This is a genomic window from Burkholderia sp. FW306-1C-G01B (assembly GCF_058781685.1).
On the sequence record NZ_JBYSWZ010000008.1, the window covers coordinates 318,927 to 340,806 of the forward strand.

At 63.9% G+C, this 21,880-nt stretch carries 23 protein-coding genes and 3 pseudogenes; 12 read left to right on the forward strand and 14 right to left on the reverse strand.

Annotated elements, in window-relative coordinates; genetic code table 11:
• Nucleotides 1-92: 92 nt before the first annotated feature.
• On the reverse strand, nucleotides 93-1,205 hold the full coding sequence (locus tag AC3WLY_RS18465; RefSeq protein WP_175962606.1) for a lytic transglycosylase domain-containing protein: 1,113 nt from the start codon (nucleotides 1,203-1,205) through the stop codon (nucleotides 93-95).
• Nucleotides 1,206-1,800: 595 nt separating this feature from the next.
• Here AC3WLY_RS18465 and AC3WLY_RS18470 point away from each other — a divergent pair.
• Complete coding sequence (locus AC3WLY_RS18470; protein ID WP_310137157.1) at nucleotides 1,801-3,357, forward strand: UbiD family decarboxylase; 1,557 nt, start codon at nucleotides 1,801-1,803, stop codon at nucleotides 3,355-3,357.
• Between the two features lie 56 nt (nucleotides 3,358-3,413).
• Nucleotides 3,414-4,082: a LysE family translocator gene (locus AC3WLY_RS18475; RefSeq protein WP_492309640.1), complete on the forward strand. Its 669-nt coding sequence runs from the start codon at nucleotides 3,414-3,416 to the stop codon at nucleotides 4,080-4,082.
• Between the two features lie 118 nt (nucleotides 4,083-4,200).
• On the opposite strand, the gene AC3WLY_RS18480 is transcribed toward AC3WLY_RS18475, so the two are convergent.
• A complete protein-coding gene (locus tag AC3WLY_RS18480; RefSeq protein ID WP_027783774.1) occupies nucleotides 4,201-4,506 on the reverse strand; it encodes a hypothetical protein in 306 nt (101 codons plus the stop codon).
• 514 nt (nucleotides 4,507-5,020) lie between these two features.
• Here AC3WLY_RS18480 and AC3WLY_RS18485 point away from each other — a divergent pair.
• Both AC3WLY_RS18485 and AC3WLY_RS18490 read left to right on the forward strand, forming a co-directional pair.
• On the forward strand, nucleotides 5,021-5,950 hold the full coding sequence (locus AC3WLY_RS18485; RefSeq protein ID WP_175962603.1) for a Rossmann-like and DUF2520 domain-containing protein: 930 nt from the start codon (nucleotides 5,021-5,023) through the stop codon (nucleotides 5,948-5,950).
• Nucleotides 5,951-6,026: 76 nt separating this feature from the next.
• A complete protein-coding gene (locus AC3WLY_RS18490) occupies nucleotides 6,027-6,590 on the forward strand; it encodes a YggT family protein (RefSeq protein WP_072436135.1) in 564 nt (187 codons plus the stop codon).
• A gap of 12 nt (nucleotides 6,591-6,602) precedes the next feature.
• Here AC3WLY_RS18490 and AC3WLY_RS18495 read toward each other — a convergent pair whose 3' ends face one another.
• Complete coding sequence (locus AC3WLY_RS18495) at nucleotides 6,603-6,953, reverse strand: DUF190 domain-containing protein (RefSeq protein WP_425131261.1); 351 nt, start codon at nucleotides 6,951-6,953, stop codon at nucleotides 6,603-6,605.
• A 23-nt stretch (nucleotides 6,954-6,976) separates the two neighbouring features.
• Nucleotides 6,977-7,361: pseudogene (gene crcB, locus AC3WLY_RS18500) on the reverse strand (fluoride efflux transporter CrcB).
• 439 nt (nucleotides 7,362-7,800) lie between these two features.
• Between crcB and AC3WLY_RS18505 the strand changes: the two are divergent.
• Nucleotides 7,801-8,988, forward strand: coding sequence for a S53 family peptidase (locus tag AC3WLY_RS18505; RefSeq protein WP_492309642.1), 1,188 nt, complete (start codon nucleotides 7,801-7,803; stop codon nucleotides 8,986-8,988).
• 36 nt (nucleotides 8,989-9,024) lie between these two features.
• Here AC3WLY_RS18505 and AC3WLY_RS18510 read toward each other — a convergent pair whose 3' ends face one another.
• The 3 genes from AC3WLY_RS18510 to AC3WLY_RS18520 all read right to left on the reverse strand — a co-directional run bounded on the left by AC3WLY_RS18510 (nucleotide 9,025) and on the right by AC3WLY_RS18520 (nucleotide 11,065).
• Nucleotides 9,025-9,891, reverse strand: coding sequence for an SIR2 family NAD-dependent protein deacylase (locus tag AC3WLY_RS18510; RefSeq protein WP_492309641.1), 867 nt, complete (start codon nucleotides 9,889-9,891; stop codon nucleotides 9,025-9,027).
• Between the two features lie 197 nt (nucleotides 9,892-10,088).
• The gene (locus tag AC3WLY_RS18515; protein WP_425131263.1) at nucleotides 10,089-10,469 is read right to left on the reverse strand and encodes a DUF4406 domain-containing protein; all 381 of its coding nucleotides are present in this window, start codon (nucleotides 10,467-10,469) and stop codon (nucleotides 10,089-10,091) included.
• Nucleotides 10,466-11,065 (reverse strand): NUDIX domain-containing protein, encoded by a 600-nt coding sequence (locus AC3WLY_RS18520; protein ID WP_175962598.1) that lies wholly within the window; start codon nucleotides 11,063-11,065, stop codon nucleotides 10,466-10,468. The genes AC3WLY_RS18515 and AC3WLY_RS18520 overlap by 4 nt, the downstream gene beginning before the upstream one ends.
• Nucleotides 11,066-11,146: 81 nt before the next feature.
• Here AC3WLY_RS18520 and AC3WLY_RS18525 point away from each other — a divergent pair, with 81 nt between their 5' ends.
• The 3 genes from AC3WLY_RS18525 to AC3WLY_RS18535 all read left to right on the forward strand — a co-directional run bounded on the left by AC3WLY_RS18525 (nucleotide 11,147) and on the right by AC3WLY_RS18535 (nucleotide 13,209).
• The gene (locus AC3WLY_RS18525) at nucleotides 11,147-11,902 is read left to right on the forward strand and encodes a DeoR/GlpR family DNA-binding transcription regulator (RefSeq protein ID WP_175962597.1); all 756 of its coding nucleotides are present in this window, start codon (nucleotides 11,147-11,149) and stop codon (nucleotides 11,900-11,902) included.
• Between the two features lie 156 nt (nucleotides 11,903-12,058).
• Complete coding sequence (locus tag AC3WLY_RS18530) at nucleotides 12,059-12,670, forward strand: chromate transporter (protein ID WP_175962596.1); 612 nt, start codon at nucleotides 12,059-12,061, stop codon at nucleotides 12,668-12,670.
• On the forward strand, nucleotides 12,667-13,209 hold the full coding sequence (locus AC3WLY_RS18535) for a chromate transporter (protein ID WP_492310608.1): 543 nt from the start codon (nucleotides 12,667-12,669) through the stop codon (nucleotides 13,207-13,209). Before AC3WLY_RS18530 ends, AC3WLY_RS18535 begins: the two co-directional genes overlap by 4 nt.
• Before the next feature lie 50 nt (nucleotides 13,210-13,259).
• Here AC3WLY_RS18535 and AC3WLY_RS18540 read toward each other — a convergent pair.
• Nucleotides 13,260-13,352: pseudogene (locus AC3WLY_RS18540) on the reverse strand (methylmalonyl-CoA decarboxylase); the annotation flags it as partial.
• Nucleotides 13,353-13,364: 12 nt separating this feature from the next.
• Here AC3WLY_RS18540 and AC3WLY_RS18545 point away from each other — a divergent pair.
• On the forward strand, nucleotides 13,365-13,538 hold the full coding sequence (locus AC3WLY_RS18545) for a LysE family transporter (protein WP_310137180.1): 174 nt from the start codon (nucleotides 13,365-13,367) through the stop codon (nucleotides 13,536-13,538).
• Here the strand turns inward: AC3WLY_RS18545 and AC3WLY_RS18550 are convergent.
• Nucleotides 13,524-14,684, reverse strand: coding sequence for an enolase C-terminal domain-like protein (locus tag AC3WLY_RS18550; RefSeq protein ID WP_492310609.1), 1,161 nt, complete (start codon nucleotides 14,682-14,684; stop codon nucleotides 13,524-13,526). The two genes, AC3WLY_RS18545 and AC3WLY_RS18550, sit on opposite strands and share 15 nt — an antisense overlap.
• 406 nt (nucleotides 14,685-15,090) lie before the next feature.
• Nucleotides 15,091-15,435: a cupin domain-containing protein gene (locus AC3WLY_RS18555; RefSeq protein ID WP_047900015.1), complete on the reverse strand. Its 345-nt coding sequence runs from the start codon at nucleotides 15,433-15,435 to the stop codon at nucleotides 15,091-15,093.
• A 1,026-nt stretch (nucleotides 15,436-16,461) separates the two neighbouring features.
• Between AC3WLY_RS18555 and AC3WLY_RS18560 the strand changes: the two genes are divergently transcribed.
• Complete coding sequence (locus AC3WLY_RS18560) at nucleotides 16,462-17,184, forward strand: DUF5343 domain-containing protein (protein ID WP_492310610.1); 723 nt, start codon at nucleotides 16,462-16,464, stop codon at nucleotides 17,182-17,184.
• Nucleotides 17,185-17,422: 238 nt separating this feature from the next.
• Nucleotides 17,423-17,557 (forward strand): hypothetical protein, encoded by a 135-nt coding sequence (locus AC3WLY_RS18565; RefSeq protein WP_257791888.1) that lies wholly within the window; start codon nucleotides 17,423-17,425, stop codon nucleotides 17,555-17,557.
• Between the two features lie 61 nt (nucleotides 17,558-17,618).
• On the opposite strand, the pseudogene AC3WLY_RS18570 reads toward AC3WLY_RS18565, so the two are convergent.
• Nucleotides 17,619-17,810, reverse strand: a pseudogene (locus AC3WLY_RS18570) (hypothetical protein); the annotation flags it as partial.
• Between the two features lie 230 nt (nucleotides 17,811-18,040).
• Between AC3WLY_RS18570 and AC3WLY_RS18575 the strand changes: the two are divergent.
• Nucleotides 18,041-18,652 carry a hypothetical protein gene (locus tag AC3WLY_RS18575; protein WP_492310611.1) on the forward strand — a complete coding sequence of 204 codons (612 nt, stop codon included), beginning with the start codon at nucleotides 18,041-18,043 and terminating at the stop codon, nucleotides 18,650-18,652.
• 474 nt (nucleotides 18,653-19,126) lie between these two features.
• On the opposite strand, the gene AC3WLY_RS18580 is transcribed toward AC3WLY_RS18575, so the two are convergent.
• The 3 genes from AC3WLY_RS18580 to AC3WLY_RS18590 all read right to left on the reverse strand — a co-directional run bounded on the left by AC3WLY_RS18580 (nucleotide 19,127) and on the right by AC3WLY_RS18590 (nucleotide 21,843).
• Complete coding sequence (locus tag AC3WLY_RS18580; RefSeq protein WP_492310612.1) at nucleotides 19,127-20,170, reverse strand: hypothetical protein; 1,044 nt, start codon at nucleotides 20,168-20,170, stop codon at nucleotides 19,127-19,129.
• A 141-nt stretch (nucleotides 20,171-20,311) separates the two neighbouring features.
• Entirely contained in the window at nucleotides 20,312-20,542 is a 231-nt protein-coding gene (locus tag AC3WLY_RS18585) for a hypothetical protein (protein WP_492310613.1), read from the reverse strand.
• A 218-nt stretch (nucleotides 20,543-20,760) separates the two neighbouring features.
• Complete coding sequence (locus AC3WLY_RS18590) at nucleotides 20,761-21,843, reverse strand: DUF3800 domain-containing protein (RefSeq protein ID WP_492310614.1); 1,083 nt, start codon at nucleotides 21,841-21,843, stop codon at nucleotides 20,761-20,763.
• Nucleotides 21,844-21,880 lie beyond the last annotated feature (37 nt).

A 21,880-nucleotide genomic window follows, 5' to 3' on the forward strand; every position in this document is an offset into this window, starting at 1 on the left:
GGCCGCTACACACGCCACAAAAGGAAAAGGCACCCGGATCATCGGGTGCCTTTCTCATTTCCTGCCGGCCGGAACCGCGCGGTAGCGTTAGGTTACGCGCCGAGCTCCGAATGGTCGCCGTGCGCCTGCTTCGCGGTATCGACGCTCGCGTCGTCCTGCGGCGACGTTTCCTTCGACGCCGTCGTCTTCGCTGACGTCGCGGTTTCGAGCGTCGCACGCACGCGCTTCGCGCCGCCTGCCGATGCCGTTACGGCAGCGGCCGTGACGATCGGCTTCGCCGGCGCCTGCGGTGCATTGACCGGCACGCTGCGGCCGCGCGACACGTCGCGCAGCCGGCCGCGCTCGGCCATCACCTTCGCGCCGTATGCGTTGTCGTCGGGGTTCGTCGAGCCGTTGTACAGCCGCAGGCCGTTCGCGAGCGAGCCGCCGCGGGCGATGCAGTCCTTCAGCACGAGCGCGCCGACCTGGAGGTTCGCGAGCGGCTGCAGTGCGGTATCGGTGCCGCCGAAATACTCGAACTTGTCGGAATGGACCTTCGACATGACCTGCATCAGGCCCTTCGCGCCGACGCCGCTTTCGGCGTAAGGGTTGAAGCCCGACTCGATCGCCATCACGGACAGCAGCAGCAGCGGATCGAGGCCGACGTCACGGCCGGTCTGGAACGCGGCCTTGACGAGCTGGCCGAGCGGCTCCTGAGCGATGCGGTAACGGCGCGACAGATAGGTCGCGACGAGCGCCTGTTCGCGGTTCGACGCGAGCGCACGATCGTCGCGCGCGTCGGCCGGCACCCGCTGGGTCGGGATCAGTTTCGCGAGCGCGACGGGCGACGGGCCGTTGCGGGCCGGATCGGACGCGTCGCCCTGCGCGGCGGCTTCCGGTGCGACATCGAGGCCGACCGCAAGCGCGTCCGTTTCGGGACTCTCTTCCTGCTGCGGCTGCGCGCCGGCAGGCGCGAAGTTCGGCAGCGGATGGCCGGACAGCAAACGAGCAGGCCCGGCCTGCACGGCCGCGGATACGACCGGCATCAGCTTCGCGGCAAGCGTGCCGCGCACGGTTGGCAGCAGCCACAGTGCAAGTGCAACCGCGACAGCGAGACAGCCGACAACGCTGAATAGATGGTGACTGACACGCGTCCCGCGACGCAGCATGTTGCGCACGATTTGCGCATGCTGCTCAGTGGGACGCCACGATAACCAAGCGTTCATTCAGATCATCTCCCATGAACATGACTCGTGCGGCTCGCTCAACTCGATGGCGAGACAGAAACGCGCCGCGGAATCACGACGCCGCACGCCTTGGTTGGGACGTGCAAGCATCGGGGAAACGGTATAAGTACCGTTCGAGGCCACGGTGTAAGAAGGCCGACGCCTTCGCACACTGGGCGAGACGGGCATACGCGGTGGCACCCACGCAAAAAACCAGCGTCTGGTAGCGCTGGCTGGGACTACGACTAAGGCCGTCGAATACGCCGTGCAGGATTCGGCGGACGGTGACGCGCTGCGTCAAAGATCGGTGATTGGCGGCTCGAAGCCTTTTACCCTGCAACCAATGTGAGCGGATTCTAGCAGGGTTTTATAGATCGTCAACACTATAAAATCTCAAAATCATAACAAAAAGTAATTTAAAACCGCCCTTCAGATCGGGAACCCCGTGCCGTAGGGGGTTTGCGCGCGATCGACTTTTTTCTCGGCCGGGCGTCCACGCGACGGCCCGGGTAAAATCGTCGGTCGATTCGGGGCCGCAGCCGGCCGCTGCGCCCGCCCACCGTCGCCCGCCATCCGGGCGGCCCGGACCTTCTTCATGAAATACAAAGACTTACGCGATTTCATCCAGCGCCTCGAGGCGCTCGGCGAACTGCGGCGCGTCACGCAACCCGTGTCGCCCGTGCTCGAAATGACCGAGCTGTGCGACCGCGTGCTGCGCGCCGGCGGCCCTGCGCTGCTGTTCAACGCGCCGCCCGGCCATGCGTTTCCCGTGCTCGGCAACCTGTTCGGCACGCCGCGCCGCGTCGCGCTCGGGATGGGCGTCGATGCAGGCGACGATGCTGCGCTCGGCTCGCTGCGCGATCTCGGGCGCCTGCTGTCCGCGCTGAAGGAGCCCGACCCGCCGAAAAGCCTGAAGGACGCCGGCAAGCTGCTGTCGCTCGCGAAGGCCGTTTGGGACATGGCGCCGAAGTCGGTGTCGTCGCCGCCGTGCCAGGAGATCGTCTGGGAAGGCGCCGACGTCGACCTGCACAAGCTGCCGATCCAGACCTGCTGGCCCGGCGACGCGGGGCCGCTCGTCACGTGGGGCCTGACGGTCACGCGCGGTCCGAACAAGTCGCGCCAGAACCTCGGCATCTACCGCCAGCAGCTGATCGGCCGCAACAAGCTGATCATGCGCTGGCTCGCGCATCGCGGCGGCGCGCTCGACTTCCGCGAATTCGCGCTGCAGAACCCCGGCAAGCCGTATCCGGTCGCGGTCGTGCTCGGCGCCGATCCGGCCACGACGCTCGGCGCGGTGACGCCCGTGCCCGATTCGCTGTCCGAATATCAGTTCGCCGGCCTGCTGCGCGGCAGCCGCACCGAGCTCGCGAAGTGCCTGACGCCCGGCGTCGACACGCTGCAGGTGCCCGCGCGCGCGGAGATCGTGCTCGAAGGCTTCATCCATCCGCAGGACGGCACCCCTGCTCCCGCTCCGGCCGGCGCGCCGCCGCGGCCGGCCGGCAACGCGTCCGCCGCGTACGAACACGCACTCGAAGGGCCGTACGGCGACCACACCGGGTATTACAACGAGCAGGAGTGGTTCCCTGTGTTCACCGTCGAGCGCATCACGATGCGCCGCGACGCGATCTACCACTCGACCTACACGGGCAAACCGCCCGACGAGCCCGCGGTGCTCGGCGTCGCGCTCAACGAGGTATTCGTGCCGCTGCTGCAGAAGCAGTTCACGGAGATCACCGACTTCTACCTGCCGCCCGAAGGCTGCAGCTACCGGATGGCCATCGTCCAGATGAAGAAGAGCTACGCGGGCCACGCGAAGCGCGTGATGTTCGGCGTGTGGAGCTTCCTGCGGCAGTTCATGTATACGAAGTTCATCGTGGTCGTCGACGAGGACGTGAACATCCGCGACTGGAAGGAAGTGATCTGGGCGATCACGACGCGCGTCGACCCCGTGCGCGACACGGTGATGGTCGACAGCACGCCGATCGACTATCTCGACTTCGCGTCGCCGGTTGCCGGCCTCGGCTCGAAGATGGGGCTCGACGCGACCAACAAGTGGCCCGGCGAGACGAACCGGGAATGGGGCCGTCCGATCGAGATGGACGCGGCCGTGAAGGCGCGCGTCGACCGGCTCTGGCAGGAGATCGGACTCTGAGGCCGTGGCCGGCGCCCGCCGGCCCGTGCATCGCACCCACCACAAGAACGACGAAGATGAGCTTTCCTCCCGCCTCGATGCTGTCCGACGGTTTCTTCCTGTCGCTGTCGCTGTGTCTCGATATCGGCCTCGTGAACGTCGCGATGCTGTCGCTGACGCTGTCGCACGGCTTCCGGCCGGGCTTCTGGCTCGGCGTCGGCTCGTGCGTCGGCGATCTCCTCTACGCGGCGCTCGCGCTCGCCGGGATGGCCGTGCTGCTGCAGTTCGAGGCCGTGCGCTGGATCGTCTGGATCGGCGGCGGCGCCGTGCTGCTGTTCCTCACGTGGAAGATGACGCGCGAAGCGTTGGCGCCGGCCAGGGCGGCCGACGACGACGCGGACGAAGCACCGCCGCCGCGCGCAAGCGCGCGGCGCAGTTTCCTGCGCGGGATGCTGCTCGCGATGTCGTCGCCGAGCGCGATCCTGTGGTTCGCGGCGGTCGGCGGCGCGCTGATCGCGAAAGCCGGTGCGACCACGCCGGTCACCGCGTCGGTGTTCCTGTCGGGCTTCTTCCTCGGCGGCCTCGCGTGGACGCTCTTCATATGCACGCTCGCGAGCCAGGGCCGCAAGCGCGCGGGCGCCGGGCTGATGCGCGCGTGCCACGTCGCGTCGGCGCTGCTGTTCGCGTATTTCTCGTACAGCGTGATCGTCGGCGGCTACCGCGACCTGATCGCGCACGCGGCGTAAGCGAAGCCGGCCTGCACGGGCCGCGCGTCGAGCGACGGCACCAATAAAAAAACGGCGCAGCGCCCCTCGCGGGGCGTTGCGCCGTTTTGCCACGCGCGGTCAGGCCGCGCGGGACGGATCAGCGACGCCAGTAGCCGTGATGGCCCCAGCCGCCGTAGCCATGACGCCAGTACGGACGACCGTAGTAACCGCCGTAGCCGCCGACGACCACGGCGGGCGGCGGCGCATAGTAGGCCGGTGCCGGTGCGTAGTACACGGGCGGAGGCGGCGGCGCGTAGTACACGGGCGGCGGCGGCGCATAAACGGGATACGCGGGCGCGACCGGGATACCGATGCCGACCCCGATCGACACGTGAGCCTGCGCGGCGCTTGCGGCACCCAGACCCAGCGCGGCGGCGGCGATGAACGGAATGAGCTTTTTCACTTCGATTCTCCTGCTGGAGCGGTATTTTATGCGCTCCTGTCGGCAACGGCGGGCATGCACGTCGCATGCAAGCAATGTAGCGAAAACCCGCCTCTCGCGTGTTTCGCATTTGTTGCAAATTGCAATTGCAGGCGGCCGGAGCCGCCGTGCGGCGTGGCTTCCGCGGCCTGCGGCGACCCTTGCAGGTCGCGCGATTCCGTCCGACGAGTCGGGGCGCGACGCGACGGCCGGTCAGTCTTACCGGATACGGCACGCGCAGCGGGCACGCGCACGTAATGAACGATTACAAATTTGAAACAGGACGCCGACAATTCACGAGGAACGCGCGCGCAACATGTTTCGGGGTCGGATTCATCGATCGGAATTCAACCGTAACGCGGACACAAATACGCGTGCGAATCGTGCCGCACGCCGGTAATGAACACATGCGTCCGCGCGGCAATCGACCTTCCACGACCACACCTTCATTCCTGCGATACTGGCGGCTGCTTCGTTTTCGCTTACGTCCGCCGCCATGCCTCTTCCCGACACACCCCGTCTCGGCTTCATCGGCGCCGGCCGCCTCGCGCGCTGCGTTGCGCAGCGCTTCGCGCAGGCCGGCTTTCCCGTTGTCGCGATCGCGAGCCGCACGCCCGAATCGGCCGCGGCGCTCGCCGCGCGCATCGCCGGCTGCCGGGCCGTCGACACGCCGCAGCAGGTCGCCGACACCGCCGACCTGATCTTCCTGACGGTTCCCGACGACCATCTCGCGTCGACCGCCGCGGCGCTCCGCTTCGATGCATCGCGCGCCGCCAGTCAGGCAGTCGTCCACTGCAGCGGCGCGTCGGCGGTCGCGCTGCTCGATCCGGCGCAACGGCAAGGCGCGGCCACCGGCGGCTTCCATCCGCTCTACCTGTTCGGCGGCACCGACGCCGACCTCGCACGCATCGACGGCTGCTCGGTCACGATCGAAGCCGACGGCGCGCTGCACGCGACGCTGATACGACTTGCTGCCGCACTCGGCTGCCATCCGCTGTCGATTCCGGCCGGCGGCCGGATGCTCTATCACGCAGCCGCGCATTACGCGGCGAGCTTCGCGCTGTGCGGGTTGTCGGAAGCGGTCGAGCTGTGGCGCGGCCTCGGTTTCGACGAGGAAGCCGCGCTGCGCGCACTGCTGCCGATGCTCGCCGGCACGATCGAAACCGCGCGCGACAAGGGGCTCGCGAACGCGCTCGCCGGCCCGGTGTCGCGCGGCGATACGGGCATCGTCGAACGCCAGCTCGCGCTGCTCGAAGCGCGTGGCGGCGATCACGCGACTTTGTACGCGCTGATGACGCGCCGTGCGGTCGCGCTCGCCGCGAAGCGTGCCGCGCCGCCGGCGTCGCTGCCGGCGCTCGCCGAAGCCGTCGAAACGTCGCTCGCGCGCACGGCCGCGCACCCCTCCCCGTCGCAAGACGAGGCGTGATAAGGTGTCGGCCGATGCGCCGCCATCCGGCGTTGGCGGCCGCACGCTACTCGACTGTATAAAAAGGATGCCAACGATGTTCGGCGAGATCGCCCGTTTTCTGCTCAATACCGTCTTCACGCTGTTCGGCGCCGCGCTGATCCTGCGCGTCTGGATGCAGGCCGTCCGCGTGCCGCCGTACAACCCCGTCACGCAGGCCGTGCTGCAGGCGACCAACTGGCTCGTGCTGCCGCTGCGCCGCGTGATTGCGGGCGTACGCGGCATCGACTGGGCCAGCGTCGTCGCCGCGCTGCTGACCGCGCTCGTCTACGTCGTGCTGATGGTCGTGATGGCCGGCTTCGATCCGGCCGCGGTGATCCCGACGCTCGTCGTGGTCGCGCTGCTCACCGTCGTGAAGTGGGCACTCAACCTCGTGATCTGGATGACGATCCTGATGGCGCTGCTGTCGTGGCTCAATCCGCGCTCGCCGGCGATGCCGATCCTCTACCAGCTCACCGCGCCGTTCCTGAACCCGCTGCGCCGCATCATCCCGAACCTCGGCGGCATCGACCTGTCGCCGATCCTGCTGTTCGTGATCGTGCAGGTGCTGCTGATGATCGTCACGCGCGCCGCCGTGTCGCTGACGATCTTCGGCATCTGACCGACGCTGCCCCTACGCCGCCGGCCCCTGCGCCGGCGGCGCGACGAGCGTGTCGATCACGCCGAAGCGCGCCGGAATCATCGCGTAGCACACGCGCACTTTCTCGCGCGACAACCGTTCGAGCAAACGCTGCGCTTCGTCCTCGGTGACGACGAATTCGACCTCGATCGCGAGCGAACCCTGCAGCTCGAAGAAGCGGTCCTCGTGCAGCACGCGATGCTGACCGAAGCCGGCCATCGCGCGAAACGCGGAACCGCCCGCGACGCCCATCCGGTTCGCCTCCTCCAGCAGCCATTCCCACAGCGGCTTCCAGTGCAGCCGGTGCTGCTCGTGCACATAGAAACGCAAGAACACCCTGTCCATCGCTCCCTCCGATGGCGGCACGCTCAGGCCGCCGCGAGCCACGCGCGCGGTCCACATGCCGAGCGCCGTCAGCGCGAACGATCCAGTCAAGTGTAGGGCAGCCACCGCAAACGCCCATCCGAATTCGCCCTGCAACGCATGCGTCATCACTTCGACCGAATAGGTCGAGAACGTCGTGAGCCCGCCGAGGAAGCCCGTGATCACGAACAGCCGCCACTCGGGCGGCAGCCCGACGCGGGTCGTGAACACGACGGCGGCGATGCCGATCACGTAGCCGCCGATCAGGTTCGCGGCGAGCGTGCCGAGCGGCACCTCGGGAAAGAATTCGTTGAGCGCGAGGCTCAGGAACCAGCGCAGCAACGCGCCGAGCCCGGCGCCGACGAAGATCGCGACGATCGAATAGAACAAGGGCACTCCTCGCTGACGACGCCGCGTGGCGGATGCGGCCTACGCTGAACTGTATGCGGAATCGCGCCGCGGCGGCAACGCCGGCGGAGCGGGCCGTCGTACGCCGGATCGTGTCGCACGGGCACGATGCATTTCATTATTCCCGCGAATCCGCCGCACTCGATATTTTCCGATGCATTACGCAGGACATTACAAATCAATTAAAAACAGATTGATTATCTATCCGCATTTTCAAAATCGGTAAAGCCGCTTCGTCCGCTGCGCGCCAACCTTGAAAATCCCATATTTCACGGGGATTCCGCGTAGTTTCCCTTATCAGACATTCCCGTATCCGGCCGATATTCCATGCAATTGACTTCGCCGATTTTGTAGACTTGTTCCGCCAACCCACTCCATCGACATGGAGACTCGAAAAATGAACAATATCCGCCCGTCATTCATGTTGATTTCGGCGCTGTGTGCGTCGCTGCTCGCATCGAGCGTCGCGCTCGCCGACGGCAACGGACCGCCGTCCTACGTCGAAGGCAACCGCGCGCCGAAAGGATACGCGCGCCCGCCGTTCCACACGAAGCCGCGCGCGAGCACGGCTTCGATATCCGGCCTCACGCCCGCGCTCGCCCGACACGCGTACGGGTTCGACACGATCGCCAACCAGGGCGACGGGATGGTCGTCGCGATCGTCGACGCGTACGACGACCCGAAGATCGAGGCCGATCTCGGCGTGTTCAGCAACGCGTTCTCGCTGCCGGCCTGCACGTCGTCGAACGGTTGTTTCACCAAGGTGTACGCACGCGGGACACGGCCCAGGGCCGATTCGGGCTGGGCGCTCGAGATGTCGCTCGACGTCGAATGGGTGCATGCGATCGCGCCGAAGGCCAAGATCATGCTCGTCGAGGCCGCGTCGGCCAGCTTCACCGACCTGCTGACCGCGGTCGACGTCGCGGTCAAGCGCGGCGCGTCGGTCGTGTCGATGAGTTTCGGCGGCAGCGAGTTCGGCAGCGAGACCGGCTTCGACAGCCACTTCAACGTCGCGGGCGTCACGTTCGTCGCGTCGTCCGGCGACAGCGGCACCGGGACCGAATACCCGGCCGCGTCGCCGTACGTGGTGGCGGTGGGCGGCACGACGTTGTCCATCGATACGTACGGCAACTACGTCGGCGAGGCGGCGTGGAGCGGCAGCGGCGGCGGCGTGAGCACCGTCGAGGCCGAGCCGGCCGGCCAGACCGCGTGGCCGGTTCCGGTCGCCGGCAAGCGCGGCGTGCCCGACGTCAGCTACGACGCGAATCCGTCCAGCGGTTTCGCGGTGTACGACTCGGTCACCTACCAGGGGCAGGCGGGCTGGTTCCAGGTCGGCGGCACGAGCGCGGGCGCGCCGCAATGGTCGGCGCTCGTCGCGATCGCGAATTCGCTGCGCGCGGCGGCCGGCAAGAGCCGGTTGAGCGGCACCTACGACTCGCTCTATATGGTCGGGAAAACCGCATATGGCAGCGACTTTCACGACGTGACGACCGGGTCCAACGGCAATTGCGGCAGCGTCTGCAACGCAGCGGGCGGCTACGACTACGTGACGGGTCTCGGTTCGCCGCAAGCGCCGTCGCTCGTGCAGGCGCTCGTCGCCCGGCCGTAACCCCCGACCGTCGCCGGTCGGTCCGCGGCGCGGCGTTCAGCCGCCGCGCCATGCGCGGTCGAGCGCGGTCAGCGTCGCCAGCGCACCGCCCTTCAACCCGATCACGTCCGCACGGCGCGCATGCGCTTCGCGCGCGTTGATGCGGATCACGTCGGCGCCGAGCCGTTCGCTCAACAGGCGCACGGTCGGAATCGCGGTGCCCGCGCCGATCTCGACCACGGCGACGCGCCCGGCCCGCGCAATCCAGTCTTCCAGCGCATGTTCCTGCGCGTCGTAGCGCGCGCCGAGCCAGCCGGTGTCGCCGAACATCAGGATGTTCGGCCTCGCGAGCCCCCCGCAGTACGGGCAGCGCGGCGCTTCGCCGACCAGCCGGCAGGTGGCTTCGTCGACGTCCGGCACGAACGGCGCCGCGTCCCACGTGTCGTCCGAACAGGGCCGCAGACACTGCATCGCGTGAATCGAGCCATGGATCTCGACGATCCGAGTCGGATCGAAGCCGGCTTTCTGGAACTGGCCGTCGACGTTGCTCGTCAGCACGAAGCCGCCATTCGGCATCGCGTCGATCCAGCGACGCAGGATCGCGAAACCCGCATGCGGCACCGTCGCGCGGTAAAGCGCGAGACGGTGCCCGTAGAACCCCCACGCGAGCTGCGCACGCTCACGGAACGCGTGCGGCGATGCGATCTCGTGGAATTCGAAACGCTCGTGGCGCAGCGCCGGATACGCACGCCAGAAGCCGTCCGTGCCGCGAAAATCGGGCAACCCGGAATCGACGCCGATGCCCGCGCCGGCCGTCACGAGCAACGCGTCGGCGCGCGCGAGCGCGTCAACGGCGGCAGCGACGAGATCGGCGGGAAGCTGCGCGGCGGCAGCGGTGGAGTCGTCGGAATCGGGGAGCGGCATGATGGGGCGGCGGTAACGTCGAACGGTACGCGGGCGGCGTCGCGATCATACGCCGGTTCGGGTGCCGAGCAGCATGCGCGATACAAAGGCACGACGCGATCGCAACGTCGTGATTCCGCGTGGCGCCGGGCTTTTCCCGCTGCAGCCGACGCAGCGAAGCCCGGGCGACGTCGCGATCCGCCCGCCTCCCCACCTGCTCAGCGATCCGAATCGTCTCGCGCGACCGGAATCTCGTCGATCGCGAAATAGACCGGCTTGCCGAGTCGCCGCGCGAGGTTGACATCCGCGTCGGCCCCGCGCGACACGCCGTCGATCCGCCATACGGCATCGCAGCGCCGCAGCAGCCGGTGCGCGGCCGGATACAGGAACGCCTCGCTGATCTCGTCGCCGACCTGCCGCGACCCGGCCGCGACCGCGAGCGGCAGCGACACCCACTCGCCGATCATCGGCACATGCCCGCGGCGATACACGGCGAGCGCCGCCGCTTCCAGCCGGTGCAGGTTCGCGGCGATGCGCGCGGGGTCGCCGTCCGTGCCGCTGCGATAGGGGCCGGCGACCAGCACGAGCAGCGGCGTCATGCCGTACGCGCGCCGGCGGCTTCCCGCAGCGCGACGTACTGCAACAGCATGATCGTCTTCGCGTCGACGATCTCGCCGCGCTCGACCGCGTCCAGCGCCGCCTGCAGCGGCATCTCGACGACCTCGAGATCCTCGCCCTCTTCCGCGACGCCGCCGCCGTCGCCGGTGCGCAGCGACGCATCGTATTCGCCGACGAAGAAATGCAGCTTCTCCGTCACGGACCCAGGGCTCATGAACGCCTCGAACACCTTGCGCACGCCGCGCACGCGATAGCCGGTCTCCTCCTCGGCCTCCGCGCGGATGCGTGCTTCGGGCGTCGCGTCGTCGAGCAGGCCGGCAGCGGCCTCGAGCAGCATCCCGTCGTGCCCGCTGACGAACGCCGGCATCCGGAACTGCCGCGTCAGCAGCACGTCGCCCGTGCCGGCATTGCGCAGCAGGATGGTCGCGCCGTTGCCGCGGTCGTAGGTCTCGCGGCTCAGGCGCTGCCACGTTCCGTCGCGGCGCAGGAAGTCGAACGTCACCTTCTTCAGCACATACCAGTCATCGGACAGCACCGTCGTATCGACGATGCGCACGCGGTCCCGCGTTGCAGCCATCGCAGCCTCCCATTCGACAAAGGACGGCGCCCATGGTAACGTGCAAATTCGTGCAACTTCAAGAAATTTCGTGCAAACACGATGCTGACGACGCAACGCAAGAAAGCGATCCTCGACGCGCTCGCGCACGACGGCCAGGTGCTGGCCGTCGAATTGAGCGCGCAATTCGGCGTGTCCGAAGACACGATCCGCCGCGACCTGCGCGAGCTGGCGGCCGAAGGCCTGCTGCAGCGCGTGCATGGCGGCGCGCTGCCGGCGTCGCCGGCCGTCGCGCCGTTCGCGCAGCGCGAGGTGCTCGAAACGGCGGAAAAGCGGCGCATCGCAAGGCGGGCCGCGCAGATGATCGCGCCCGGGCAAGTGGCGATCGTCGACGGCGGCACGACGTCGGCGCTGCTCGTCAGCCAGCTGCCGGCCGACCTGCGCGCGACGATCGTCACGCACAGCCCGAGCGTCGCCGTCGCGCTGGCCGCGCATCCGTCGATCGACGTGATCCTGATCGGCGGGCGGCTCTACAAGCATTCGATCGTCGCGGTCGGCGCCGCAGCGATGGAAGGCATCGCGCGCATCCATGCGGACCTGTACTTCATGGGCGTCACGGGCGTGCATCCGGTCGCGGGGCTCAGCACCGGCGATTTCGAGGAAGCGGCGATCAAGCGCGCGCTGGCCGAACGCGCGGCCGAGACGGTCGTGCTCGCGTCGCAGTCGAAACTGCGCGCGGCGTCGCAGTTCGTGATCGGCGACATCACGCTCGCGCAAACCGTCGTGGTCGAGAAGGAAACCGAAGCCGCGCTGACGAAGCCGATCGAGGCCGCGGGCGTGACGGTCGTGCGAGCATAGCGGCGCCGGTTCGAATCCGTGCGGTTGCGCGCCGCATCGTGCTCATCGGATCGGTTACGGGTTTTCGTCGCGCCAACGCCGCACCGATGTCAGCGTGCTGACAGGCGCCGCTTGCTAACATGGGCGCCCGCCCAATCGCCACGCGCCGCTCGCACGATGCCCTCTCCCTCCGCCACCACCCCGCCGGCGCCGCCCACCGGCGATGCGCCGCCGCCCGGCGTCCTCGCGCTGTTCGTCGCGTTCGCGCAGATCGGCCTGACCAGCTTCGGCGGCGGGCTCAGCGGGCGGATGATGCGCGACTTCGTGCACGAGCGGCGCTGGCTCGACGAAGAGGCGTTCCTCAACGGCCTCGCGCTGTCGCAGGCGCTGCCGGGCGTCAACGTGAAGAACCTCGCGATCTGGATCGGCTACCGGCTCGCCGGATGGCGCGGCGCGGTGGCCGGCTTCACCGGCATCATCGCGCCGCCGGCCGTGCTGATCGTGCTGTTCGGCGTCGCGTTCTCGACCCTCACGCGCTTCCCGCTCACGCATGTCGCGCTCGCCGGCGCGGCGGCCGCGGCGATCGGGCTGTCGATCTCGATGGCGATCACGGCGGTGCGCCGGCTGCCGCGCCGCGCATTGCCGTTCGCGGTGATGACGCTCACCTTCGTGTCGGTTGCGGTGCTGCACTGGCCGCTCGTATGGACCGTGCTGATCGGCGGCACGCTGAGCGTCGCGCTCGAATACCGCCGCGCGGCCATCACGCCCGCCCGGAGCGACAAGCCATGACCGCGTCGCAACGCTACGCCGCGCTGTTCGGCGTGTTCGCGCCGCTGTCGATCGCGACGATCGGCGGCGGACAGACGATCATCGCCGACCTCCAGCGGCAGATCGTCGACGTGCATCACTGGATGACCGCCACGCAGTTCGTGAACGACTTCGCGATCGCGCGGATGGCGCCCGGCCCCGGCTCGCTGCTGGCAACGCTGATCGGCTGGCAGGTGGCCGGCTTCTGGGGCGCGGTGATCGCGACGCTCGCGCTGTTCGGCCCGACCGCGTTCCTGATCTACGGCGTCGCGCACCTGTGGCGGCGACACCAGGGCGCGCGCTGGCAGATCGCGCTCGAAGCCGGCCTGCGTCCGGTCGCGGCCGGCATGATCCTCGCGTCGGTGTGGGTGCTGCTGCAGTCGCTCGACGGCGGCTGGCCAGCACGCGCGATCGCGGTCGCATCGACGCTGTGCTTGATGGTCTCGCGCATTCACGCGCTGCTGCTGATCGCGGCGGGCGCGCTGCTGCTCGTCGGCGTGCACGCGATCGGCGGCGTGTAGCGCATACCGCCGTCGCACCTCAACGCCGCGCCACGCGAACACCTGAACGCCTAGACGCCGCGAAACACCGGCGCGCGCCGCTCCGCAAACGCACGCAGCCCTTCGTCGAAATCCGCGCCTTCGCACGCATGCCGGCGCAGTTCGCCATTGGCACGATGACGGCTTCGCTCGCGTGGTTCCTGATGCTCGCCTATGGCGCGCGTGCGTGCCGCGCATGGTTCGCTCGCGTGCTCGCGTGGCGTGTGCTCGATTTCTTCGTCGCGGCGATGATGCTCGGCTTCGCGGTGCGTTTCGCGCTTGATGCGCTTCAGGCGTCAGCGGCCCGATAGCTTGCGAAACGCGTTGTGCGCGTCGGCATGCAGTTCGAAGCCGATGCCGGGTGCTTGCGGTACGCGTGCGTAGCCGACGTCGACGGTTTCGCCATCGGCCAGTCCGCTGAACGGATGGAACGCGAACGGATTGACTTCCGCGCCGCCGAGCCCGAGCGCCGCAACGACGTGCAGCGAAAACAGGTGGCCGCCGTGCGGCCAGAACGCGTCGCGCCGCCAGCCGCGCGACACGAAGTGGTCGACGATCTGCAGATAGCCCGGCAGCCCGTAGCAATGCACCGGATCGAACACGAGCACGTCGCGGTCGTTGCGCAGGCCGCCGTAGCGGTCGAGCAGCTTCGCTTCCGCGAGTGAGAACAGCGCTTCGCCGGCCGCGATCGGCGGTGAGTATCGCGCGGCAAGCTCCGCTTGGAGCGGTAGGTCGAGCGGGTCGCAGATGTCCTCGAACCACCAGAGGTCGAACGGCGCGAGCATCGTCGCGGCGGCTTGCACGGTCGTCGCGTCGTATGTGTTCATCGCATCGACCGCGAGATGCGAACTGTCGGCGAGTTGGGCAGCGGCGGCTTCGATGCGTCGTCGGTCCTGATCGAGATCCGCGCCGCCGATCTTGATCTTCGCATGCGTGTAGCCGAGATCGGCGATGCGGCGCATCTCGTCCGACAGGCACGCGAGATCGTCATGCGGATAGCGGTAGCCACCGCCCGCGTACACGCGCACGCATGGCGCTGCCGTGCGTGCGAGCCGGTCGGCGAGAAAGCAATGAAGCGGCAGGTTGGCGATTTTCGCGGCGGCGTCCCAGATCGCCATGTCGAGCGTGCCGACCGCGACGCATCGTTCGCCGTGTCCGCCGGGTTTTTCGCCAGCCATCATCGCGCGCCATGCGCGGAACGGGTCGAGGTTGGTGCCGGCTTCGTCGGCGAGCGTGTCGGCCGCGGCCAGCAGGCGCGGCGCGAACCGTTCGCGAATCAGGCCGCCCTGCGCGAAACGGCCGACCGATGCGTAGCCGTAGCCCGTCACGGGGCGGCCGTCGCGCACGACGTCGGTGACGACCGCGACGACACTCGTCGTCAGGCCGCCGGAGGGAATGGCCGGGTCGGCGTAGCGAGAGACTGGGATCGGTTGCTCGCGGATGGCGGTGATGCGCATGGTCGGGTTCCGGTGGGCGTCCGGCGCATGCGGATGGTTCTCACGCGCTGTCGCTGGAACGGTGGGCGGACTGCTGCATCATAGGCGCTGGCGCGGCCGGTTGCGGGCGTTCGTTACCGGTGTCGGCGATCGCGCCGCCGCGGCTGTACGGTCGCCGAGAAGTCGGCCTGGATCACGGTGAAGATGCCGCGAACCGATATGGCGAACACGGCAGCCGTTCAACCGGTCAGAATCGTCCCGTTGCCATTTCGGTGTGGTTCCGTATCGAATCACGTGTTCTGCGGGCGTCATCTTGTTTTAAATGTGTATGGGCCCTTGCAACATGCAAGGGCCGCGATGACAGAGGCCGCGAACCGGGAAGGTATCCGGACGACGACGATATGCGTGGTCGAATCTACAAACCCGCTCAGGCGAAGACGAAGTACTTGCGCACCGTCTCCACCACTTCCCAGGTTCCTTTCATGCCGGGTTCGATCACGAACACATCGCCGGCTTTCAGGTGCACCGACTCCTCGCCTTCCGGCGTGATGATGCAGTAGCCGTCGAGGAAATGGCAGAACTCCCATTTCTCGTAGTTCACCTCGAACTTGCCCGGGGTGCAGATCCAGGTGCCCATGATCTTGCTGCCGTCCTTGGAGACGTAAGCGTTGAGGTTCACGGTGTGCGGATCGCCGCCGATGCGCTTCCACTTGGTCGCGTCAAGGACCGGAGTCGGGCAGGTTTCGCGCAAAACGGTGATGAAATCGGACATGTCAGCTCCAAACGATCGGGTAAGTGATCCGTCACGTTAGTTCGGAAGCGTTACCGGGGCTTGTATGCTTCCGACACCGACTCGTCTATTTTCGACACCGACTCGCCTGCAAGCGTGCTTCCCCCCTGGCTCGGCGGAATGGCCCCAGATTTGCGGCTTCAACCAATCGAGCAAATTGCGTTGACGGACCGTTTTTGGCCGATCGTTGACGACCATTCTCGGCGACGCGCCACCGCCTCACGATCCAGCCATGCCAGTTTCGATGCCACCGCCCCAAACCACCCGCTTGCCATCCCCACGCCAAACCCTGTACAATCCGCCGTTCTGCGGGCGTCGTATAATGGCCATTACCTCAGCTTCCCAAGCCCCAGCGCGTTAATTTGAACCACTAATCACGCGCGTTCTCACGTCATAATTTCCCCCGGCTCCACGAAGAACCGCTGTTCATGCGGGATTCACTGCGATGCCAGTTTTCACGCCAGCACCGACATCAAGAAGCTGATGATATAGCTCGCGCAGAAGCCAGCTGACATCAACCGATTGCGCAAGCTTGGTACACGTGGCGTAGCAGGCGTCGACCGAACCCCACCGAAAGCTCGTTACCATCCGGTCAATCAAAGCTACTTTGCGCACTATTCCAAGAGCATCCGAAGCTTCCTTGGATTTCGATTCGTTCCAGAGTCCCCCGCCCCCCTGGGAGCACCCTGCACCACGCGGGGACGCTTCGGTGCGTCTCGGTGCGTCTCGGTGCGTCTCGGTGCATTTCGATGTATCTCGGCGCGTCTCGATTACCAAGAAGAAATCACATCGAAGTCCCTCACAAACGATAAACTAAAAATAATTCATTAAAATCAATGGCTTGATGACAACCAACAAGGGGATAGCTTGCATGATCAGTCTGAACACGTCTGATCCCGAGGGGACAACATTGGACAATCATCGGCGCGCCGCGATGAAATCCGTTTGCAAACACCAAAAACCAATGGTAGATTAAGCGCCATCGATCACTCCCGTCTGGTAGATCACATGGCTAGCAGCAAAGAGAAGCTCGCAACACCGCCCGTCATCTCCTACGGGTCATTCATCGCGTTCTTGAATAAGCTTCGAGACGCAGGCACGGTACCGGCACGCATCGACAAAACCGTGATGCCGAAAGCCTCTGGATCACAGCAATCGGGAATCATCGCTGCACTCCGCTTTCTGGGCTTCATCGATGACACCGGCAAACCCAAAGATCACTTCAAGCCGTTTGTCCTCTCCGATGACGACGCCCGGAAATCTACGCTCGGCCCCATCCTGCGCGAGTCATACGACTTCCTCTTCAACGACTCTGAATTTGACCTGAGCCACGCAAGTACCGGCCAAATGACCGAGAAGTTTCGCGAGCTCGGGATTAGCGGAAGTACGCTGACGAAGACCATCGCGTTCTTCATCCCCGCCGCGAAAGAATGTGGAATCGAGGTATCGCCGCACGTCAAAGCGCCGGCAGCCCCCAAAAGCAACGGCAGCAGGAAATCGTCTAAAACCACTGAAGATGAACAACGACCGAGTGACACTGGGGGGAGAGTGCCTCAGGAAGACGACGATCCAGACGTCGAGCGATTTGAAATCCCTCTTCCCGGGAAGCAGCAAGGCGCAAAGATTATTGTTCCGAAAGGCCTCGATGCAGACGACTGGGTGATGCTGCAAACGATGCTCGCAGCATATATCAAGCGGTGGAAGGGCTTCACGCCCGAAGGGAAGGAATGAAAAGAAGATGACTCGGCCCCGGTTACATAGCTCGCAGTAGCCGGGCCGGAAAAACAACGCCCCCAACACCTTGATCTCGGCCAGGAGATCGAAACGTTGGGGGCGCCGGCGAGCAGAAGACAGCGCGTTAAGGCGTGCCCCTGTCACCCACAGTTATCGTGCAGATAACCCTTGTAGTCTACGCGACAAGGGAGCTGAGGGCAAGAATCGCTTTCAACCTCCTTACATGGAGGGGTTTATGCCCAACCTCGCTCGCGAGCAGGCAAAGACCGTCTTCGTGCGTAACTACACCCGGATTCGCTTCGGCCATCTGGAACATGTGTGCTCGCACTGGCGGTCCGCACCCGGTCAGTTGAGTTTCAACTTCGACTGATCAACAACGAAACGATTCGGGCTCCCAAGGGAGCCCGCTTCTTTTTGCTGCCGGAAGTGCATCACTTCTTACCCTGCGGCTCGTACTTGTCCTTGATTATCTGATAGTAGGTGCTCGCACCGGCCTTCGTCAGGCTCACTTCGGCGATGAACTTTTCGATGATGTCCTTCCGGGTCACATCCTTCACGGTCCGCATCCGCTTGTAGATTTCGGTCGCCAGTTCCATCTTCGTCGGCGCGGCCGCCGTCGCTTCGGTCAAAATCGCCTCCGACTAGACTTCGCTCACTTCCATCACGACCTCTTGTGGCAGAAATCATTCGTTGATATATTTGCCGCAAGGTAGTCCAGACTACCTGCCGCCCGCACTGGCAAAACCGCTCCTAGAGAGCAACGGTTTCTGGGTTCTTGACTAGACATCCTTGAATGTGGCCATTCCGGCTAGAGCGGGCTATTGGAAGATGGCCGCGTACGAAAGGACTTGTCATGAACTCATCAGATCACGTTTCAGCTCTTCCGCACATCGAAGCCGAAGTATTCATTTCCCGCTACGAAGCCAAGTACAAGAGGGAAGCGAAGAAAATTCAGGATAGGCTCGGTATTAAGCACATGCAAGCGCTGGACGCCGCAGCAAAAAAGCTTGGCATGCAGCGCCATCACTATTTTCTCGAGCGCGTCAAGGGACTGAAAAACCGAGCGCAGCACTTCGCTACGCAAGAAGAACGCATTCGTTGCGCGACGATCGCTCAACCCGCAAAGAATCGCAACTACTATTGGTTCCACGCAGAGCTAGGTCTTGACGATGATGGTAATCTCATGACGCGATCGGTCGCATGCTGCAAAACAACCTGGCTTGGATTCGTCGGCGAAGACACCGACAGAGAAATTCGCAAAGGAGCACTGGTCAATCCAGATCGCGTCCAAGACCTCTTCAAGGGAAGACAGCACTCACTATACGTGATTGATGACATCACGGCCCTCTCGCTCTGGCTCATCACGTGGGGCGGATACGCGCTGGTACCGCAGGACCTTGTAGCCGAGAGCGACTTTCTGACTGACCTTATTGCTCCCCAGGAATACCCGTCTACCGCCACTTGAAGGTCTGACGCACACATATCTCGGAAACCTAAGCCGCCACCATGTCGACCGGCGGCACGCCCCTCCTTCGCGAGGGAGGATCCGTTGAAGGTATCCCGAGAACATACGGAGCCAGTCAATGTATAGCGCAATCCTATTTCTCATAGCACAACTGATCAATTCACCGTACTTCTGGAAATTTCTCGAGCGGCTGATCTGTCACATCGGAAGTAGCTGACGGAACTTTTTTTCTCAGGCAGCCTACGGCGACCAGCAAGGGTGACAGTTTTCAAGTCACCCTCACCCACCAATACCCGTACCGCCATGATTCACCGGGTTTTTCCGATTTCAGTCGTCAGCTTTCCTAGACTCTGACGTAGGGCCAACTCGTGGTTGGCCCCGTCCGTCCAGCAGATAAGTCGCCGCTTTAACAAAACAATAAAAACACTTATCTACAAGTCATTGACCACCACGGAGATTTGATCTGCATCACGATCAATCACCGATCGGCTCAAGCGGGATGATGCCTTCATCGATATCGAACGGATTCGGCTCAATTGGTTGATGTTTTGGCTTCCTCAACATTGCAAGCAATTCCCGACGGCGCTGACGAGGGGTGAGCTCCTCCCACCTCTTCGCAGGCTTCTTGTCGACGTTCACAAACCTCATCCGCTTCGGTTTTTCAGGCGTCTCGGTCACGACCATCATGGCCCCGCCATCGAGCACGTTTTGCTGGACCCGAATCTCCGTCATCCCCTTCATGTAATTCTTCCGATACTTGTTCATCAAATCAATCGAATCCAGATCGAGCGAGTACTTATAAATCTTCTTCGGTCCTTCGTATCCCTTACGCCTCTTCGCCGTTTCAACACCAATCAACTTCAGGAAAGCCTTAAGCTGCAGCATAGGTTTTTCGCGCAAGTCATCCCGCACACGCACGTTAAGCACCAGCCCGATTTCCTGTACGTGCAGTTCAACGACATCGATGAAGGCACCGAGCGTACGAGACTCGAACTCGGCCAGCGTATCCAACTGGCCGTCCTCGTCCACCACACCAGCCGCACGCAGCAGTTTCTTGAGAAGCTTGCACTTCCTGACGTAATCATCCCGCTCCGTCACCGACACGCCCCGCTCCAACAGCGCAAACTGATTCCGCTGATACTTGTTGGAAAGAAATACCGAACCGAACCTCACGCACTCGCGATACCGACCGCCATCATCCAACCTCGCCAGTTCGACCGTTACCTCCTTCACACCATAGAACTGTTCGATCTGGTAGCGAGACATCCGCGCCTTCTCGGCCGTGGTTGCGGTCTGCTTGTCGCACAAGTCGAGGTAACGCTTGCGGTCAATACGCTCGGCATTCGCAATCGCCAACAACTCCTCCTCCACGATAGCCCTCTTCGCCCCGTAATACTCTTTCTGCAACTTCTTGGGCTCCTCGTTCATCTCGTAATCGACCCTCCGGATCTCCCATCCCTCACGCCGTTTCAGTTCGATGAAGTGTTCGCGTACATTATTCAGCGACGCGTGACGCATTGACTTCACCTGAGCATACGCCAACGAATGCGGTCGCCGTTTGCCCGAACTGCCATCGACGGCTCCACTTCTCGGAAAATGCTCGTGCATACCGAGAAACGCTCTATGAAAAGGTCGCTGAGCTGGTGCGCGAGTAGAATCTCAGGAATTGGGTCGGCAACCGCTGTATGTCGTCCACGCCAATTCAATGAACCTCTCGTCCACCTTGCCTACCTCGAATCCTGGAACGTCTTCGAGGAGGAGTAGCAGTTTCTCCGTGAAAGCTGCTCGCGGGAGGTCGCCGCCGAAATCGTCACACACCGCCGCAGCCAGCTCGCAAATCTGCTCGATGGTCAGCGGTGGGAAATCGTTGGGGTGTTTGATGTCGTCCATGCGACGACTTTCTCGGCAAACGTCCGGCCAAGGCAACAAGATATGCCCGGCTTGGATTAGCAAACTGCATCAACCGAATTTGACAGACCAAGTTAACTCACATCCCGGTCCCGCGCATCAGTCGCCGCGATCACACTAATACGATGCGCGCATCGCTGACCGTGACGCATCCAACGCTCGCCGTGGAAGTTGCGAAGACTCACATAGCGCCGTCCGCCTTACTCGGTTCGCGTGGTCCGTTGCGACAAATAGTCGATAACGCGATCCACCGGATTGATGCCTCCCACCTCCTCGGTGCCAAGCGCCTCAGGCGTGACGTCAGTCGTTGGAATCACCGCGTCGAATACCCAGTCCAGTCTTCGCAACTCGCGGGTAGCGATGGCCAAGTCATCAAGTTCACCAGTCAGATTGCATTTGTTGAAGTGATTGATAAGTCCCGCGCATAGATCGGCAACCTGAAGTTGAGGGTGCTCCCTTGAATCGGCTTGCGACAGCGACGTTGCTCGCAACGGAAAGCGAAACTTGCGTCGATCGTAACCCACGAGCACCGACTCCTCATGGGAGAGGGCCATCATGTTGGTAAATGTTGCTTGGGAAGCGAGAATTGGTTTAGACGAGTCGTGAACAACGTCGAATCTTTCGTCTTTCCTTGCTCCCCAGGTGGCAATGTGACCAAATAACGCAGGAATCGCCGGGTCGAGAGCCTGCGGGGTAATTTCCTCGCTGAACCACAGCGAGAACAATCGAGGCTCGGTAAAATACATGAGATCCTCTTTAAATTTTTTGTTCGTCGAAGCCTCCACCATCGCTTTTCCAGCATCATAAAACGCGGATATCTGCGCTTCTTCTCTTTGACGGACAAGTTCGACGAAGGACTGCAGGAATCGATCAGTATTCTCTTCGCGACAGAAAACAGGCATGCAATAGTGCAGCATGTTCGACATGGCGATGTTTGCGCCGCGCTCGTAGAGGTCTCCCCCTATCCGATGAATGAGTGTTTCTGCAATTAGGTCGACCATTTTCGTAACGATCATGAATCGCTTGTCGAACACGTCTGCAACGACACGATTTTCGTTGAGTCGAGGATCAGAAAGAAAGCGGATGAGCTTTGCAACCCCCGCACCTGATTTCTTGAGCGCCGTGAACTTTGGCTCCGCCCCCTGCGGCGACTTAACGTGCTCTAGCAGCGCCACCGCCTCATCTCTCGAAAAATCGTTAGACGCGAGAACGAAGAACGGTTGATCCCTGTCGAGCAGGTTCGCTCCCGAATTTCCAGCTTCATCGCAGTAGATTGTCGGCATGTTGGGATTTAGGTCACCCTATCTTATGTAGTGCCGG

Excerpts from the sequence above, each read along its gene's own strand:
- AC3WLY_RS18470 (WP_310137157.1), top strand. The coding sequence starts at position 1,801 with ATGAAATACAAAGACTTACGCGATTTCATCCAGCGCCTCGAGGCGCTC.
- AC3WLY_RS18555 (WP_047900015.1), bottom strand. The coding sequence starts at position 15,435 with ATGTCCGATTTCATCACCGTTTTGCGCGAAACCTGCCCGACTCCGGTC.
- AC3WLY_RS18490 (WP_072436135.1), top strand. The coding sequence starts at position 6,027 with ATGTTCGGCGAGATCGCCCGTTTTCTGCTCAATACCGTCTTCACGCTG.
- AC3WLY_RS18475 (WP_492309640.1), top strand. The coding sequence starts at position 3,414 with ATGAGCTTTCCTCCCGCCTCGATGCTGTCCGACGGTTTCTTCCTGTCG.
- AC3WLY_RS18495 (WP_425131261.1), bottom strand. The coding sequence starts at position 6,953 with ATGGACAGGGTGTTCTTGCGTTTCTATGTGCACGAGCAGCACCGGCTG.
- AC3WLY_RS18575 (WP_492310611.1), top strand. The coding sequence starts at position 18,041 with ATGAACTCATCAGATCACGTTTCAGCTCTTCCGCACATCGAAGCCGAA.
- AC3WLY_RS18485 (WP_175962603.1), top strand. The coding sequence starts at position 5,021 with ATGCCTCTTCCCGACACACCCCGTCTCGGCTTCATCGGCGCCGGCCGC.
- AC3WLY_RS18590 (WP_492310614.1), bottom strand. The coding sequence starts at position 21,843 with ATGCCGACAATCTACTGCGATGAAGCTGGAAATTCGGGAGCGAACCTG.
- AC3WLY_RS18515 (WP_425131263.1), bottom strand. The coding sequence starts at position 10,469 with ATGACGCCGCTGCTCGTGCTGGTCGCCGGCCCCTATCGCAGCGGCACG.
- AC3WLY_RS18520 (WP_175962598.1), bottom strand. The coding sequence starts at position 11,065 with ATGGCTGCAACGCGGGACCGCGTGCGCATCGTCGATACGACGGTGCTG.
- AC3WLY_RS18525 (WP_175962597.1), top strand. The coding sequence starts at position 11,147 with ATGCTGACGACGCAACGCAAGAAAGCGATCCTCGACGCGCTCGCGCAC.
- AC3WLY_RS18545 (WP_310137180.1), top strand. The coding sequence starts at position 13,365 with ATGACGGCTTCGCTCGCGTGGTTCCTGATGCTCGCCTATGGCGCGCGT.
- AC3WLY_RS18535 (WP_492310608.1), top strand. The coding sequence starts at position 12,667 with ATGACCGCGTCGCAACGCTACGCCGCGCTGTTCGGCGTGTTCGCGCCG.
- AC3WLY_RS18465 (WP_175962606.1), bottom strand. The coding sequence starts at position 1,205 with ATGAACGCTTGGTTATCGTGGCGTCCCACTGAGCAGCATGCGCAAATC.
- AC3WLY_RS18585 (WP_492310613.1), bottom strand. The coding sequence starts at position 20,542 with ATGGACGACATCAAACACCCCAACGATTTCCCACCGCTGACCATCGAG.
- AC3WLY_RS18510 (WP_492309641.1), bottom strand. The coding sequence starts at position 9,891 with ATGCCGCTCCCCGATTCCGACGACTCCACCGCTGCCGCCGCGCAGCTT.
- AC3WLY_RS18505 (WP_492309642.1), top strand. The coding sequence starts at position 7,801 with ATGTTGATTTCGGCGCTGTGTGCGTCGCTGCTCGCATCGAGCGTCGCG.
- AC3WLY_RS18530 (WP_175962596.1), top strand. The coding sequence starts at position 12,059 with ATGCCCTCTCCCTCCGCCACCACCCCGCCGGCGCCGCCCACCGGCGAT.
- AC3WLY_RS18550 (WP_492310609.1), bottom strand. The coding sequence starts at position 14,684 with ATGCGCATCACCGCCATCCGCGAGCAACCGATCCCAGTCTCTCGCTAC.
- AC3WLY_RS18565 (WP_257791888.1), top strand. The coding sequence starts at position 17,423 with ATGCCCAACCTCGCTCGCGAGCAGGCAAAGACCGTCTTCGTGCGTAAC.
- AC3WLY_RS18580 (WP_492310612.1), bottom strand. The coding sequence starts at position 20,170 with ATGCGTCACGCGTCGCTGAATAATGTACGCGAACACTTCATCGAACTG.
- AC3WLY_RS18560 (WP_492310610.1), top strand. The coding sequence starts at position 16,462 with ATGGCTAGCAGCAAAGAGAAGCTCGCAACACCGCCCGTCATCTCCTAC.